The organism is Streptomyces rhizoryzae, from assembly GCF_023155275.1.
GTDB lineage: Bacteria > Actinomycetota > Actinomycetes > Streptomycetales > Streptomycetaceae > Streptomyces > Streptomyces rhizoryzae.
Map to the genome: position 1 here is coordinate 59,669 of NZ_JALMUV010000015.1, position 12,531 is coordinate 72,199.

Here is a 12,531-nt window from a genome sequence, read left to right on the forward strand (position 1 = left end):
TTGATTCCGAGAAGGGCTTTCCCGTTATGCGTGCACTCCTCGTCGACCCCACCGCCCCCGGCCGCCTGCGCCTGGGCGAGGCCCCGGACCCCGAACCGGCCCCGAACCAGGCGCTCGTCCGCGTCACCGCGACCTCGCTCAACCACGGTGAGGTCCGGCACCGGCTGGACGGCGCCGACCCCGGGGCGGTGCTCGGCTGGGACGCCGCGGGCACGGTGGTCCGGGCCGCGGCCGACGGCTCCGGGCCGGCCGTGGGCACGCCGGTGGTGACCCTCGCCTTCGAAGGTGCCTGGGCCGAACTCCGCGCGGTCGACACGGACTGGCTCGGAATCGTTCCGGCCGGCGCCGACCCCGGCGCCATCAGCACCCTCCCGGTCGCCGGCGCCAGCGCCCTGCGGGCCCTGCGCCGGCTCGGACCGATCCTGGGCAAGCGCGTCCTGGTCACCGGCGCCACCGGCGGCGTCGGACGGTACGCGGTGCAGCTCGCCCGCCGGGGCGGGGCGCGGGTGATCGCCGGCACCGGGGACCCGGCCGCGCACGGCGACGGGCTGCGGGCGCTCGGTGCGCACGAGGTGGTGTCCGGCCCCGAGGCGCTCTCCGCGCCGGTGGACGGCATCATCGACTTGGTCGGCGGGCGCCAACTGGTGGAGGGGTACGCGCGGTTGGCGGAGCACGGCACGCTGGTCTCGGTCGGCCGGGCGACCGAGGGGCCCGACACGTTCCCGGCCGGCGCCTTCTCCGGCGCGCCGGTCGGCCACGACCGGGCGCTCGTCAGCTTCTTCCTGCTCCGCTGCACCGGAGTCGGTGCGGATCTGACGCTGCTGGCCGACCTCGTCGCGGCCGGTGAACTGGACGCGCAGATCACCTGGCGGGGGTCCTGGAAGAAGGCGGCCGAAGCCGTCGACCTGCTCCTGGACCGCCGGCTGCACGGCAAGGCGGTGCTGGACCTCGACTGAGGCGGCGGAACGGCCGGGCGGCGGCGCGGCCGGGGCTTCCTGCCCGCGGCCGGCCGCCGCTGCGTTCCGGGGCGGGACCCGTCGCGGGCTCCCGCGGTCAGTGCCGCGCGCCCGGACCGCGCACCGTCTGCCGGGTCCCGGTCGCCGCGGAGCGCCGGATGGCGTCGAGGAGGCGGTGCAGCCGCAGCCCGGTGGTGAAGTCCGGAACGGTGCGCGTCCCGGTTCGCAGGTCGCGGGCCAGCCGGGCGTACAGCTGGGCCACGTTGAAGCCCTCCGCGTCCGGCGGGAGGGCGGTGGCGGAACGGTGTCCGGGCGGGACGGTCAGCTCCCGGAACGCCCCGCCCGGGGCGTCGGTGCCCAGCAGGCGCAGACCGTCGATCTGGATGCCCGCCGGGCCGCCCGCGGCGGGGGAGACCAGGGCGAGGTCGCCTTCCGTCCCGGAGATCTCCAGCCGGGTCCCCGCCCCGGTGACCTTGCCGTCGTGGATATGGGCCGAGACGACCGCGCCGCTGGTGAGGGTGGCGTGGAGCAGCAGGTGGTCGGGGCTGGTGACCGGGACCGTGCCGCCGGTCTCGGCGACGGTGTAGGCGGGCCGCTGCACGGAGAGGGCGGCCGACAGGTCGGTGATCCCGCCCAGGACGTACTCCAGTGTGTCGAGGGTGTGCCCGCCCGCGACCTCCAGCGTTCCGGCGCCGCTGGCGCGGTCGAGGGTGTAGGCCGCCCAGGCGGGAAGGGCGGGGCCGGCGCCCTTCCCGCGTGCGGCGTGGACGGTGGCCGAGGTGATGCGCCCCAGGCGGCCGGCGGCGACCAGTTCGCGGGCGTAGGAGACGGCCGGTGCGTAGCGTGCCTGGAGTCCGAGCGCGTGGTGGACGCCCGCGCGCTCGGCTGCCGCCGCGAGGGTGGCGGCCTCCTCGGTGGTCCGGGCCAGCGGCCATTCGCAGTAGACGTGCTTGCCGGCCGCCAGGGCCGCCCCGACCAGTTCGGCGTGCGCCGGGACCTTCACGGTGACGACCACGAGGTCCACCTCGGGGTGTGCGGCGAGCCGGCCGGCGTCGGTGAAGGCGTGCGCGGCCCCGAAGGCGCGGGCCGCGGCCCGGGCGCTCTCCGGGCGACTGGTGGCGACGGCGGTGAGCGCGTAGTCGGGCAGTGCCGCCAGGGCGGGTATGTGGGCCCGGGCGGCCCAGCCGCGGTCGGGGTTCGCGCCGATGACGCCGACGCGGAGGGGGCGCCGCGCTGCCCCGGGCGCGGTGGTGGGGCCTGGGGTGTGCCGGTCCGTCATGCTGCCTCCCGAAGGTAAACGGACAAGGGTTGTCCGCTTGGTGGGTGCCGGGGACTCTACGGCAAACGGACAAGGTTGGTCCACTTATCCGGTGGCCGGCGGTAGGATCCAGGCATGAGCCAGTCGCGCAGCACCGTGGACCGCCTGATGGCCGACGCGTCCGGACGCCGCCCGCGGGCCGACGCGCGGCGCAACGTCGAGCGCCTGGTGGAGGCCGCCCGGATCGCCGTCGCCGAGGTCGGGGTGGGGGTGTCCGCGCACGAGATCGCGCGCCGGGCGGGGGTGGGGGTCGGCACGTTCTACCGCCGCATCCCGTCCCTCGACGCGCTCCTGGAGCTGGTCCTCGTCGAAATCCTCGACGAGATCGGGGAGTTGGCCGACCGGGCGGCCCAGGACCGGGATCCCTGGCACGGGTTCTGCGCCTTCGCCGCGTCCTACGTCCGGCTCCGCGCGGAGAGCTGCGGGATCAGCGAGGCGCTCGGCGGTGCCTGTGCGACCGGGCTCGCCGAGCGCCTGGAACGGCTCCGCGAGCACTTCCGGTGCCTGGTGGAGCGGGCCCAGGCGGCCGGCGCGATGCGTACCGACCTCGCCTGGCAGGACGTGCCGTTCCTGCTCGCCGCCGCCGCGACCGGCGGCAGTACGGTGGGGCTGCGCGCCGGCGACCAGCAGTGGGAGCGCAACCTCCGCGTCATCCTCGACGGACTGCGGCACGCCCCGTCCGGGCAGCTGCCCGGCGCGGCACCGGCCTGAGGGCGGACACCCCCTACGGGGCGCCGGTCAGGGAATCGGCGGGCGGTTCGCCGGCCGCCTCGGTCAGGGCGCGCAGTCCGCGCACCAGCTCGGCGCGCCGGTCCGCGGGGACGCGCGCGACGACGGCCCGGATCTCGTCGTGCCGGTGCGCCAGGACCTCCTCGACCAGGCGCCCGCCGTCGGGCCGCAGGCGCAGGATGACCTCGCGGCGGTTGCCCGGATTGGTCTGGCGGTCGACCAGGCCGCGGGCCGCCAGCTTGTCGACCATCCGCATCGCCGTGGACGGGTTCACGTCCAGCGCGGCCGCCAGCGCGGCGAGCTTGACCGGACCCTCGCCGTGCAGCACCACCAGCGTGCGCAGCTGCGGCAGCGTCAGGGTCGGTTCGGTCTCGGCGAGGGCGCGGGCGGAGAGCGCGACGAACAGCCGGGACGCCGTCATCACGGCGGCGGTGACCTCCTCCACGGTCTCGTGCAGAGCATCCGCCGGCCGCTCCGGGGCAGCCGGCCGCCCCCCGTCCTGTGTCTGTCCCGCCATACCGCTGTTATATCGCTTCACCGATCGGCCTCCGGGCAGGGTGAAGTGGTGTCCATACCCCCGACGACGCGTGAAATACGTGCTGTTGGGCCCCTGGCCGGGGTGCCTGGGACGTGCTACGGAACGGTCCTCACTCCAGGCCGGCGGCGTGGTCGGGGACGTAGGTCTGGAGGGTGCGCGGGGGGCGCTGGTAGGAGGTGGCCGGCGGGCGGGACGGGAGGTCGAGCCCGGGCGGCAGGATGTCGCGGTAGGGGACCGTCGACAGCAGGTGGGCGATCATGTTCACCCGCGCCCGGCGCTTGTCGTCGCTCTCGACGACGTACCACGGCGCCTCGGGGATGTCGGTGTGCGCGAACATCTCGTCCTTGGCCTGGGAGTAGTCCTCCCAGCGGGTCAGCGACTCCAGGTCGATCCGGGACATCTTCCAGCGCCGCACCGGGTCCGCCAGCCGGCGCCGGAGCCGTTGCTCCTGCACCTCGTCGCTGACCGAGAACCAGTACTTCCGCAGCAGGATCCCGTCCTCCACCAGCATCCGCTCGAACACCGGGCACTGGCGCAGGAACAGCCGGTACTCCTCCGGGGTGCAGTAGCCCATGACCCGCTCCACCCCGGCCCGGTTGTACCAGCTCCGGTCGAACAGCACGATCTCGCCGGCCGAGGGCAGCTGCGCCGCGTACCGCTGGAAGTACCACTGGGTGCGTTCCCGCTCGGTGGGCCGGGGGAGGGCGACGATGCGCGCCACCCTGGGGTTGAGGTGGGCGGTGACGCGCTTGATGGTGCTGCCCTTGCCGGCCGCGTCCCGGCCCTCGAAGACCACCACGAGCCGGGCGCCCTCGGAGTGCACCCACTCCTGGAGCTTCACCAGCTCCGTCTGGAGCCGGTGCAGCTCCCGCTGGTACCGCTTCTTCGACAGCTTCCCGGGCGCCCGGCCGCCGCTGCCGTCCGGTGTGTCCGCCATATTCCGACGGTACGGACGAACGGCCGGCGCCGCGCTCGCTGGCCTCCGCGACGACCCCCGCGAAGGGCCCGGACGGCCCTGGCCGGGCGGCCGGACCGGCGCCACGCTGGAGGTGGCGCGGTCGCCCGTGCCCCGGCCGGCCGCCGGCCGGACCGTCCGGAGGGAGGCGGCAGTATGCCCGGCACCCCGCACCTCGTCCGCGAGGTCATGACCCAGCCCGTGGCCGCCGTCGACCACGCGGCCCGCTTCAAGGAGATCGTCGGGACCCTGCGGCGCCGGCGGGTCAGCGCGCTGCCGGTACTCGCCGGGGACGGGCGGGTGATCGGCGTGGTGTCGGAGGCCGATCTGCTGCCCAAGGAAGGGTTCCGGGAGGCGGACCCGGAGCGGCTGGCCCGGCTGCGGCAGACCGACGACGTGCGCCGGGCGGAGGCGGTGACCGCGGGAGAGCTGATGACCAGCCCCGCGGTGACGGTCCGCGCCGACGCCACGCTGGCCCAGGCCGCCCGCACGATGGCCCGCGCCGGCGTCAAACGGCTGCCGGTGGTCACCGCCGACGGGATGCTCGCCGGCATCGTCAGCCGCGCCGACCTGCTGAAGGTGTTCCTCCGGTCCGACGAGGAGCTGGTCCGCGAGGTGCGGGAGGTCGTCGGGACGCTGTTCGCCGCGCCCGCCCGGGACCTGCGGATCACGGTCGCCGACGGGGTGGTCACGCTCGGCGGGCGCATCCGGGACCGGTCGCTCGTCCCGGTGCTGGCCCGCCTGGTCCGCGGTGTCGAGGGCGTCGTGGACGTGGAGTTCGACGTGGTCTGCGCTCCCCTCCAGGCGGTGCCGCCGGCGGCGGGCCCGGCGCGCTGAGCGAGCCGGCCGGCCGGAGGTGGGGCCGGACGGCCCCTGCCCGGCCGCGGACGGCCGCCCGCACGCTGGGAGTGGCGCGGCGGCCCGGCCGCCGCGGCGCTGCGGGCCCGGAGGAGGAGGCGTCATGGCGCACACCCCGCACACCGTCAGCGATGTGATGACCCAGACGGTGGTCGCCGTCGGCGAGCGAGCCGGCTTCAAGGAGATCGTCGAGACGATGGAGCAGTGGCAGGTCAGCGCCCTGCCGGTGCTGGCGGGGGAGGGGCGGGTGATCGGGGTGGTCTCCGAGGCCGATCTGCTGCCCAAGGAGGAGTTCCGGGACGCCGACCCGGACCGGGAGGAGCAGGCGCGGCGCCTGGACGACCTGCGCAAGGCCGGGGCGCTGACGGCCGGCGAGCTGATGAGCACCCCCGCGCTGACCGTGCACGCCGGCGACACCCTCGCCCAGGCGGCCCGCACCATGGCGCGCAGGTCCGTCAAACGCCTGCCGGTGGTGGACGCCCAGGGCCTGTTGCAGGGCATCGTCAGCCGCGCCGACCTGCTGAAGGTGTTCCTGCGCGCGGACGAGGACCTGGCGGCGGAGGTGCGGACCGAGATCGTCGACCGGCTGCTCGGAGGCGCCCGCGAGGAGCTGGCGGTCTCCGCGGAGGACGGGGTGGTGACGCTGCGCGGCCGGATCCGCGACCGGGCGCTGCTGCCCGTCCTGGCCCGGCTGGTGCGCGCGGTCGAGGGCGTGGTGGACGTGGCGTTCGATGTGCGGATCGGCCGGGAGCCGGCCGCCGGGGACACCGCCACCGGGTGGACCGCGGACACCCCGTGACGGACCGCGGCAGCGGGACGAAGGGGGCCCGAGATGAAGCGGCGACGGGTCGGGGGCGTCATGACCCAGGACGTGGTCCGCGCGCACGGCGACACCCCGGCCGGTGAACTGGCGCGCTGGATGGCCGAGTGGGGGATCAGCGGGGTGCCCGTCGTGGACGCCGACGACCGGGTGCTCGGGGTGGTCTGCGCAGCGGACCTCGAACGCGCCGGGCGGGCCGCCGACGGCTGCCGGGACCGCTCCGCCGCGGCGCTGATGTCCGCCCCGGCCCGTACCGTCCGCGCCGACGACTCGGTGGTGCGGGCCGCCCGCCTGATGTCCGCGCACGCCATCGGGCGGCTCCCCGTGGTGGACGAGGAGGCCCGGCTGGTGGGCATGCTGACCCGGCGCGATGTGCTGCGGCTCTTCGCCCGCTCCGACGAGGAGATCCGCGAGGAGCTGACCGACGACATCCTGGTGCGGACGATGTGGCTCGGCCCGCGGAGCGTGCAGGTCTCGGTCCGCGACGGGGTGGTGACGCTCGGCGGGTGCCTGGACACCAGCGGCCAGGTCGCCGCCCTGGTGCGGATGGCGCGGCAGCTCGACGGGGTCACCGCGGTGATCAGCCGGCTCGGGCACCGGCGCGAGGGGCCGTGGCCGCCACCGGACGCCTGAGGGGCCGGGGGCCCAGCCTGAGGGGCCGGGGCCCGAGCGGGCGCGCCCCCGGCGCGGGCGGGCTCACTTCTGGGGGCGCCGCGAACGGGCGTCCCACTCCGCCCACTCCCGCTCCCACTGGGCGTAGCGCCGGCGGTCCAGCAGCCGGACGCCGGCCTTGTGGGCGCCGAAGAACAGCAGGCCGGTGCCGGCCGCGGCCACGGTGCCGGCCGCCACGCCCTGGGCCAGGGCGTCCGAGGCGGTGCTCGGGTCCCGCACCAGCGCGCCGTGCCGGTCCAGCCAGACCGCCGTGCGGTCCCCGGGGCGGACGCCGGGGGCCACGGCGGTCTCCCCGGTCCGCACGGTGCGGTCCGGGGCCGTCCAGCGCACGGTGGCGGGCACCCGGCCGCCCGTGCCGTCCCCGGCACCGGCGGCGGGTACGGACGGCTGCGCCGTCACCACGGCGCTGACCTGCTGCCAGTCGGCCCGCTGCTGCTGGGACGCGGTGTCCAGGGCGCTGCCCACGGCCGCCCCGGTGGCCGGGGCCGCCACCGCGATCAGGACGCCCGTGACCAGCGCCATCCAGGTCTGCGCCACATCGGTGCCGCGGCGCGGCAGGCCGCGCCGCGGGGCCGCCCGGGGTTTCCACGGGACCATCACGCACCCCCTTCGCCTGCTGTTCCGAGGCTCCCACCGGCGGTCGGCCGGGGAGAGGGCCGAAGGGCCCGGCCGGGGGCCCGCGGCGCACCCGGGCCGGGACCGTTCGGCCCTGGCGGCCCGCGCCGGATGGCGGCACGATGGATCGCGGGCTCGTTCCCCCGCCGGAGGGCGTCATGAGCGAAACGGCTACCTTCTCACCGCAGCGGCCGATCCGGGTCTTCCTCGTCGACGACCACGAGGTCGTCCGCCGCGGGGTGCAGGACCTGCTCGATGCCGAACCCGACATCGAGGTGGTGGGCGACGCCGGTACCGCCGACCACGCCCTGGCCCGCGGCCCGGCGCTGCGTCCGGACGTCGCGGTGCTGGACGTGCGGCTGCCGGACGGCGACGGGGTCGCGGTCTGCCGGGAGCTGCGCTCCCGGATGCCGGGCCTGGCCTGCCTGATCCTCACCTCGTTCGACGACGATGACGCCCTGCTCGACGCGATCATGGCCGGGGCGTCCGGCTACGTGCTGAAGGAGATCAAGGGCGCGGACCTGGTCGCCGCCGTCCGCACGGTCGCCTCGGGGCGCTCGATGCTCGACCCGGCGACCACCGCGCGGCTGATGCGCCGCCTGCGCGGCGAGGAGGACGAGGTCCAGCCGGCCGAGGACGCGCTGGCCGGGCTCTCGCCGCGCGAACGGGAGATCCTGGAGCTGATCGGCGAAGGACTGACGAACCGTCAGATCGGGGCCCGGCTCTACCTCTCCGAGAAGACCATCAAGAACCACATCTCCCGCATGCTCGCCAAACTCGGCGTCGAGCGGCGCATCCAGGCCGCCGTGCTGGCCACCCGGGGCGGAGGCCCCGAGCACTGAGCCCTGGCCTCACACTCCCGTCCGCCGGGCGGCCGGCCGGGTCCGGAGCCAGTACGAACGGGCGGCGGCGGCCAGCGCGCCCCCGTACCCGGCGAACGCGGTCATGCCGATCCAGCTGACCGTCAAGGCGTCCGCCGGGGACGGGAAGTCACCGGCGCGCAGCGGCACCGCGCCGGCCGACACCAGCGCGCAGTACCCGATCCCGAGCACCCCGTACGGGGCCAGCGAGGCGGCGCCGATCAGGGCCGGGGTCAGCGGGAGCCAGCGCGGTACGCGCCGGCCGCGCAGCAGCGGCGTCCAACGGGGGAAGACCTGGCCCCACGGGCGGACCAGGCCCCACAGCAGGAAGACGCCGAGCGCGGCCAGCAGCACGGTGGCGTCCAGGCCCCAGGACTCCAGGGCCAGCCAGAGCTTTGAGGCGCCGTTGCGCCGGGAGACCGCGAGGATCTGCGCGAGGTCCGTCCCGGCGAACGTCCCGCCGAGCGTCCAGAACAGCTTCATCGCGCAGTACGGCAGGAAGGCTGCGGTCCCGGCGACGGCGGCGAGCTGGATCCGCGCGGTGGCACGGGTCGGCGCCGCGGCGCGGGTCGCGGCGGGCGTCCGGAGGCGGGCGCGGTCGGTCGCCGCGAGCAGCACCGCACCGGCGGCGGCCAGTGCGCGCTGCGCGGCGGCCGGCCAACTGTCCACGCCCTGGCCGAACATGAGCGTGATCAGATCCATCAGCAGACTGAACGCGGCGAGGGCCGTCAGCCCGCAGACGGTGCGGAGCAGCACCCGCAGCCAGGGCCGCGGCCCGTGGCGCAGCACCGCGGCACCCACCGCCGCCGCCAGCGCACCCACCGCCGCGACACCCCAGTCCAGGGCGGCGGACACCCGGGCGCCGCCGCCGGGGAACAGCGGCGTCCCGCTCAGCGCACAGCCCAGACCCAACGCGGCGTACCCCACCGCCCACACCACCGCCGCCGGGCCCACCCACCGCGGCCACGCCTGCCACCACCCGCGCACCGGGGCCCGCACGCCCCGCACCGTCCGTCCGTCGTCGCTCATGCCCCGACCGTCGCACCGGCCGCCACCGCACGGCGTCGACCGGCCGGACGATCTCCCTCCGCCCGGCGGGGGAGGCGCGCGGTCAGGCCGGCGGCCCGGCGGTCCGCGGGACGACCGCGACCGGGCAGCGGGAGTGGTGCAGAAGGGCGAGGACCGCCGGGCCCAGGGGCATCGGCGCGCGGTGCGGGCGCCGGCCGATCACCAGCAGCCCGGCACCGGTGCAGGCCCGCAGCAGGACGGGCACGGTCCGGCCGCCCGCCACCTGCTCGGTCACCGGGACCTCGGGGAACTTCTCCCGCCACGGCGCGAGGCACGCGGCGAGACCTTCCCGCTCGACCGCCGCGCGCTCGGCCTCGTCCACCGCGGTGGTCAGTTCCCGGTACGGGGCGCCGGGGGCGGTGGCCGGCACCCAGGCGCGGACGGCACGCAGCCGGGCCCGATGGGCGGCGGCCGTGGTGAACGCGTAGTCCAGCACCGGGTCCCCCTCGCAGCCCACCTCCTGTATGCCCGCCACGACTTCGGGCCCCGGGCCGGCGGCGCACTCCTCCTCGCGGACGGTGACCACCGGGCACTCCGCACGCCCCAGCACCCGCAGGCTCACCGAGCCCAGCAGGAAACCCGCGATGGTGTCGTGCCCGCGGGAGCCGAGGACCAGGAGCGCGGCCGCCGGACTGCGCTCCGCCAGGGCGTCCGCGGCCTCCTCCCCGGCCAGTTCCGCCGTCACGGGCAGCCCCGGGTGCAGCTCGCCGACCATCGCCTCGGCCCGTTCGAGCACCGTGGCGCCGTAGCGGCGTCGGTCGCCGTCCTCGTGGCCGGGGGCGGCCGGGCCGGGCTGGGAGGTCCAGGAGTGCAGCAGGTGCAGCCGCAGGTGCCGGGCCGCGGCCTCGGCGGCGCCCCAGCGCACCGCGGGCACGCTGTTCCCGGTGCCGTCCAGCCCCACGAGGACCGTGCCGCCCATCCCGCACCTCACCCGCCGCGGCCCACGGCGTCCGGTGCGGCCGCGGCGGACGGCGGGACGGGCCCGGCCGGGCAGTCGAGGTGCCGGACCCGGGTGTCGGAGCCGGGGAAGAAGACCCAGACCTGATCGGTCTCCGCCCACCGGACGTCGTAGGGCGGGGTGCCGTCCGCGTGGTGCAGGCCGACGACCTTCCCGTCCAGCCGGACGGCGCCGGTGCCCGGGCACTCGACCACCAGCTGATCGCCTACGTGTGCCTTCACTGCCGTCACCCCTTCGCGCACCGGTGTCCTGAGGCGAATGTGCCACAGGCACCGCGGAGCGGTTATGGGGCGAATCGCCCGGAGAAAAGGCCGTCCGGCCCAGGGGGGCGGGGTCCGACCGGGACTCGTCCGGGCCCGCCGGGCCGCACTGCACTGGGACCAGGCGTCCGGGATCCCGGACGGCGGCCGGCGACCAGGAGGCAGCCATGACCACCACCCCCCTGCTGCACCGCCTCCCGCCGAACGGCCGGGAGCGCCTGCTCGCCTTCTCCCACGAGGTGTCGTTTCCGGAGGGCAGCCGCCTCTTCGAGGAGGGCGGCGCCGCCGACCAGTTCTGGATCATCCGCACCGGTTCGGTGAACCTCGACATCCGGATGGCGGGCCGGCGGCCGGCCGTGGTCGATCTGCTCGGCCCGGGCGACCTGGTGGGCTGGTCGTGGCTGGTACCGCCGTACCGCTGGCGGATGGGCGCCGAGGCGTTCACCCTCGTCCGGGCCCATGAGTTCGACGCGACCTCGGTGCGCGCGCTGTGCGAGGCGGACCCGGTCCTCGGACTGGCGGTGACCCGCCGGGTCCTCGACGTGGTCGCCCGCCGCCTGCTCGCCACCCGCCACCGGCTGATCGACCTCAGCGGCGCGGGCGCCCGGGTCAGCTGACCGCCCCTGTGAACGGGGCCCCGCGCCCCGGCGCCGCACACCGGGACGGACGCCCTGCTGGCGCCCGTCCCGGCAGCGGAGGACCATTCCGCGTACATGCCACGATCGGCGCGGCGGGCCGCCCGCGCCAAGGCCCGGACGGGCCACGCCGAACAGGGCCGTTCGGCCCCGCGGAACCGGGCGCACCGCCGGCCCCGGACCGCCCGCCCCGGCTTTTGCTACCCCGCCGCCGGCCGCGGCCGGACCGCCGGTGCGGTGCGGCCCTCCACCAGTGCCGTGCGGCCCTCCACCAGCACGCTCACCCCGTCCAGGACCCGGGCCAGGCCGAACTCGAAGAGCGTGTCCAGGGTCACCGCGTCCTCGCCGTTGCCGCCCAGCCCCGCGTACATCGGATACCGGCCGGAGCGGATGATCCGCTCGTAGGCCGGACCCATCGCGGCCATCCACTGCCGCCGGTCCAGCCCCGTGCGCTGCTCGGCCTCCAGGTCGTCCTCCAGGCTCGCCGCGGTGCCGCGCACGTGGTTGACCAGGGTGAGGGCCAGGTGGAGCAGCGTCACCGGGTCCATCCCCTCGACCCGCGCCATGGTCCACTCGATGAGCGCCATCGCCCGCGGCATCGGCTGCGGGCGGCTGACCGACAGGTACTGGGCGAGCCAGGGATGCCGCCGGTAGAGCGCCCACTGGAGGCGCGCGCCCGCCTCCATCCGCTCCCGCCAGCCCTCCGGCGCCGGGTCCGGCACCCGCACCTCGGCGAACACGGCGTCTGCCATCAGCAGCACCAGCTCGTCCTTGCCCGCCACGTACCGGTACAGCGCCATCGAGGACACCCCGAACCCGGCCGCCACCCGGCGCATCGACACCGCCCGCAGCCCCTCCGCGTCGGCGATCCCGATCCCGGCCCGGACGATCCGCGCACGGCTCAGCCCCCCGTCCGCCTCCCGCGCCCGCCGCTCCTTCCGCTCCCCGGCGCCACCGGACACCCGGCGGGGGCCGGTGCCCGCCTGTGCTGATGCCTCGTCAAGTTGCTTGCTGCTCACTGCCGTTGACGTTTCCGCCACGACCGTCCCGACGCCCGGCACCACCTGGACCACGCCCTCCTGGCCCAGGGCGGTGAGCGCCTTGGTGGCGGTCGCCATCGCCACCCCCCACTCCTTGGTGATCCGCCGGGTCGACGGCACCCGGTCGCCCGGGGCCAGGTCGCCCGCGGTGATGCGGGCCCGGATCTCGTCCGCTATCCGGCGGTAGGGCGGTGGTGCGGAGCGGTCCACAGACAACCTCCGTACTAGTGCGCCGAGGGGAATTCCCCG

At 76.4% G+C, this 12,531-nt stretch carries 15 protein-coding genes; 7 read left to right on the top strand and 8 right to left on the bottom strand.

The genetic code is table 11. From position 1 onward, the window contains the following. Positions 1 to 26: 26 nt before the first annotated feature. Positions 27 to 956 (top strand): zinc-binding dehydrogenase, encoded by a 930-nt coding sequence (locus MUU72_RS14645; protein ID WP_248013667.1) that lies wholly within the window; start codon positions 27 to 29, stop codon positions 954 to 956. Between the two features lie 97 nt (positions 957 to 1,053). Here MUU72_RS14645 and MUU72_RS14650 read toward each other — a convergent pair whose 3' ends face one another. Beyond that, positions 1,054 to 2,235: a Gfo/Idh/MocA family protein gene (locus MUU72_RS14650; protein ID WP_248013668.1), complete on the bottom strand. Its 1,182-nt coding sequence runs from the start codon at positions 2,233 to 2,235 to the stop codon at positions 1,054 to 1,056. 114 nt (positions 2,236 to 2,349) lie between these two features. Here MUU72_RS14650 and MUU72_RS14655 point away from each other — a divergent pair, with 114 nt between their 5' ends. Next, positions 2,350 to 2,985, top strand: coding sequence for a TetR/AcrR family transcriptional regulator (locus MUU72_RS14655; protein WP_248013669.1), 636 nt, complete (start codon positions 2,350 to 2,352; stop codon positions 2,983 to 2,985). Between the two features lie 13 nt (positions 2,986 to 2,998). Here the strand turns inward: MUU72_RS14655 and MUU72_RS14660 are convergent, their stop codons facing one another. Continuing rightward, positions 2,999 to 3,520 carry a MarR family winged helix-turn-helix transcriptional regulator gene (locus MUU72_RS14660; RefSeq protein ID WP_248013670.1) on the bottom strand — a complete coding sequence of 174 codons (522 nt, stop codon included), beginning with the start codon at positions 3,518 to 3,520 and terminating at the stop codon, positions 2,999 to 3,001. Positions 3,521 to 3,650: 130 nt separating this feature from the next. Further along, positions 3,651 to 4,478 (bottom strand): polyphosphate kinase 2, encoded by an 828-nt coding sequence (gene ppk2 / locus MUU72_RS14665; RefSeq protein WP_248013671.1) that lies wholly within the window; start codon positions 4,476 to 4,478, stop codon positions 3,651 to 3,653. A gap of 174 nt (positions 4,479 to 4,652) precedes the next feature. Between ppk2 and MUU72_RS14670 the strand changes: the two genes are divergently transcribed. The 3 genes from MUU72_RS14670 (at position 4,653) to MUU72_RS14680 (ending at position 6,807) form a co-directional block, all read left to right on the top strand. Next, entirely contained in the window at positions 4,653 to 5,333 is a 681-nt protein-coding gene (locus tag MUU72_RS14670; RefSeq protein WP_248013672.1) for a CBS domain-containing protein, read from the top strand. A 124-nt stretch (positions 5,334 to 5,457) separates the two neighbouring features. Continuing rightward, positions 5,458 to 6,153 (top strand): CBS domain-containing protein, encoded by a 696-nt coding sequence (locus MUU72_RS14675; RefSeq protein ID WP_248013673.1) that lies wholly within the window; start codon positions 5,458 to 5,460, stop codon positions 6,151 to 6,153. 33 nt (positions 6,154 to 6,186) lie between these two features. Beyond that, positions 6,187 to 6,807 (top strand): CBS domain-containing protein, encoded by a 621-nt coding sequence (locus MUU72_RS14680; RefSeq protein ID WP_248013674.1) that lies wholly within the window; start codon positions 6,187 to 6,189, stop codon positions 6,805 to 6,807. A 63-nt stretch (positions 6,808 to 6,870) separates the two neighbouring features. On the opposite strand, the gene MUU72_RS14685 is transcribed toward MUU72_RS14680, so the two are convergent. Beyond that, complete coding sequence (locus tag MUU72_RS14685; protein ID WP_248013675.1) at positions 6,871 to 7,443, bottom strand: Rv1733c family protein; 573 nt, start codon at positions 7,441 to 7,443, stop codon at positions 6,871 to 6,873. Between the two features lie 176 nt (positions 7,444 to 7,619). On the opposite strand from MUU72_RS14685, the gene MUU72_RS14690 reads away from it, so the two are divergent. Then, the gene (locus MUU72_RS14690; RefSeq protein ID WP_248013676.1) at positions 7,620 to 8,303 is read left to right on the top strand and encodes a response regulator; all 684 of its coding nucleotides are present in this window, start codon (positions 7,620 to 7,622) and stop codon (positions 8,301 to 8,303) included. A 9-nt stretch (positions 8,304 to 8,312) separates the two neighbouring features. Here the strand turns inward: MUU72_RS14690 and MUU72_RS14695 are convergent, their stop codons facing one another. The 3 genes from MUU72_RS14695 to MUU72_RS14705 form a co-directional block, all read right to left on the bottom strand. Next, complete coding sequence (locus MUU72_RS14695) at positions 8,313 to 9,350, bottom strand: hypothetical protein (protein WP_248013677.1); 1,038 nt, start codon at positions 9,348 to 9,350, stop codon at positions 8,313 to 8,315. A gap of 82 nt (positions 9,351 to 9,432) precedes the next feature. Then, on the bottom strand, positions 9,433 to 10,308 hold the full coding sequence (locus tag MUU72_RS14700) for a universal stress protein (RefSeq protein ID WP_248013678.1): 876 nt from the start codon (positions 10,306 to 10,308) through the stop codon (positions 9,433 to 9,435). 8 nt (positions 10,309 to 10,316) lie between these two features. Beyond that, positions 10,317 to 10,568, bottom strand: coding sequence for a DUF1918 domain-containing protein (locus MUU72_RS14705; protein ID WP_308403818.1), 252 nt, complete (start codon positions 10,566 to 10,568; stop codon positions 10,317 to 10,319). 206 nt (positions 10,569 to 10,774) lie between these two features. Here MUU72_RS14705 and MUU72_RS14710 point away from each other — a divergent pair, with 206 nt between their 5' ends. Next, complete coding sequence (locus MUU72_RS14710; protein WP_248013679.1) at positions 10,775 to 11,224, top strand: cyclic nucleotide-binding domain-containing protein; 450 nt, start codon at positions 10,775 to 10,777, stop codon at positions 11,222 to 11,224. Between the two features lie 218 nt (positions 11,225 to 11,442). On the opposite strand, the gene MUU72_RS14715 is transcribed toward MUU72_RS14710, so the two are convergent. Further along, a complete protein-coding gene (locus MUU72_RS14715) occupies positions 11,443 to 12,492 on the bottom strand; it encodes a TetR/AcrR family transcriptional regulator (protein ID WP_248013680.1) in 1,050 nt (349 codons plus the stop codon). Positions 12,493 to 12,531 lie beyond the last annotated feature (39 nt).

Bases quoted from the DNA above. Each gene is read 5' to 3' on its own strand.
- MUU72_RS14645 (WP_248013667.1), top strand. From the start codon at position 27: ATGCGTGCACTCCTCGTCGACCCCACCGCCCCCGGCCGCCTGCGCCTG.
- MUU72_RS14650 (WP_248013668.1), bottom strand. From the start codon at position 2,235: ATGACGGACCGGCACACCCCAGGCCCCACCACCGCGCCCGGGGCAGCG.
- MUU72_RS14655 (WP_248013669.1), top strand. From the start codon at position 2,350: ATGAGCCAGTCGCGCAGCACCGTGGACCGCCTGATGGCCGACGCGTCC.
- MUU72_RS14660 (WP_248013670.1), bottom strand. From the start codon at position 3,520: ATGGCGGGACAGACACAGGACGGGGGGCGGCCGGCTGCCCCGGAGCGG.
- ppk2 (WP_248013671.1), bottom strand. From the start codon at position 4,478: ATGGCGGACACACCGGACGGCAGCGGCGGCCGGGCGCCCGGGAAGCTG.
- MUU72_RS14670 (WP_248013672.1), top strand. From the start codon at position 4,653: ATGCCCGGCACCCCGCACCTCGTCCGCGAGGTCATGACCCAGCCCGTG.
- MUU72_RS14675 (WP_248013673.1), top strand. From the start codon at position 5,458: ATGGCGCACACCCCGCACACCGTCAGCGATGTGATGACCCAGACGGTG.
- MUU72_RS14680 (WP_248013674.1), top strand. From the start codon at position 6,187: ATGAAGCGGCGACGGGTCGGGGGCGTCATGACCCAGGACGTGGTCCGC.
- MUU72_RS14685 (WP_248013675.1), bottom strand. From the start codon at position 7,443: ATGGTCCCGTGGAAACCCCGGGCGGCCCCGCGGCGCGGCCTGCCGCGC.
- MUU72_RS14690 (WP_248013676.1), top strand. From the start codon at position 7,620: ATGAGCGAAACGGCTACCTTCTCACCGCAGCGGCCGATCCGGGTCTTC.
- MUU72_RS14695 (WP_248013677.1), bottom strand. From the start codon at position 9,350: ATGAGCGACGACGGACGGACGGTGCGGGGCGTGCGGGCCCCGGTGCGC.
- MUU72_RS14700 (WP_248013678.1), bottom strand. From the start codon at position 10,308: ATGGGCGGCACGGTCCTCGTGGGGCTGGACGGCACCGGGAACAGCGTG.
- MUU72_RS14710 (WP_248013679.1), top strand. From the start codon at position 10,775: ATGACCACCACCCCCCTGCTGCACCGCCTCCCGCCGAACGGCCGGGAG.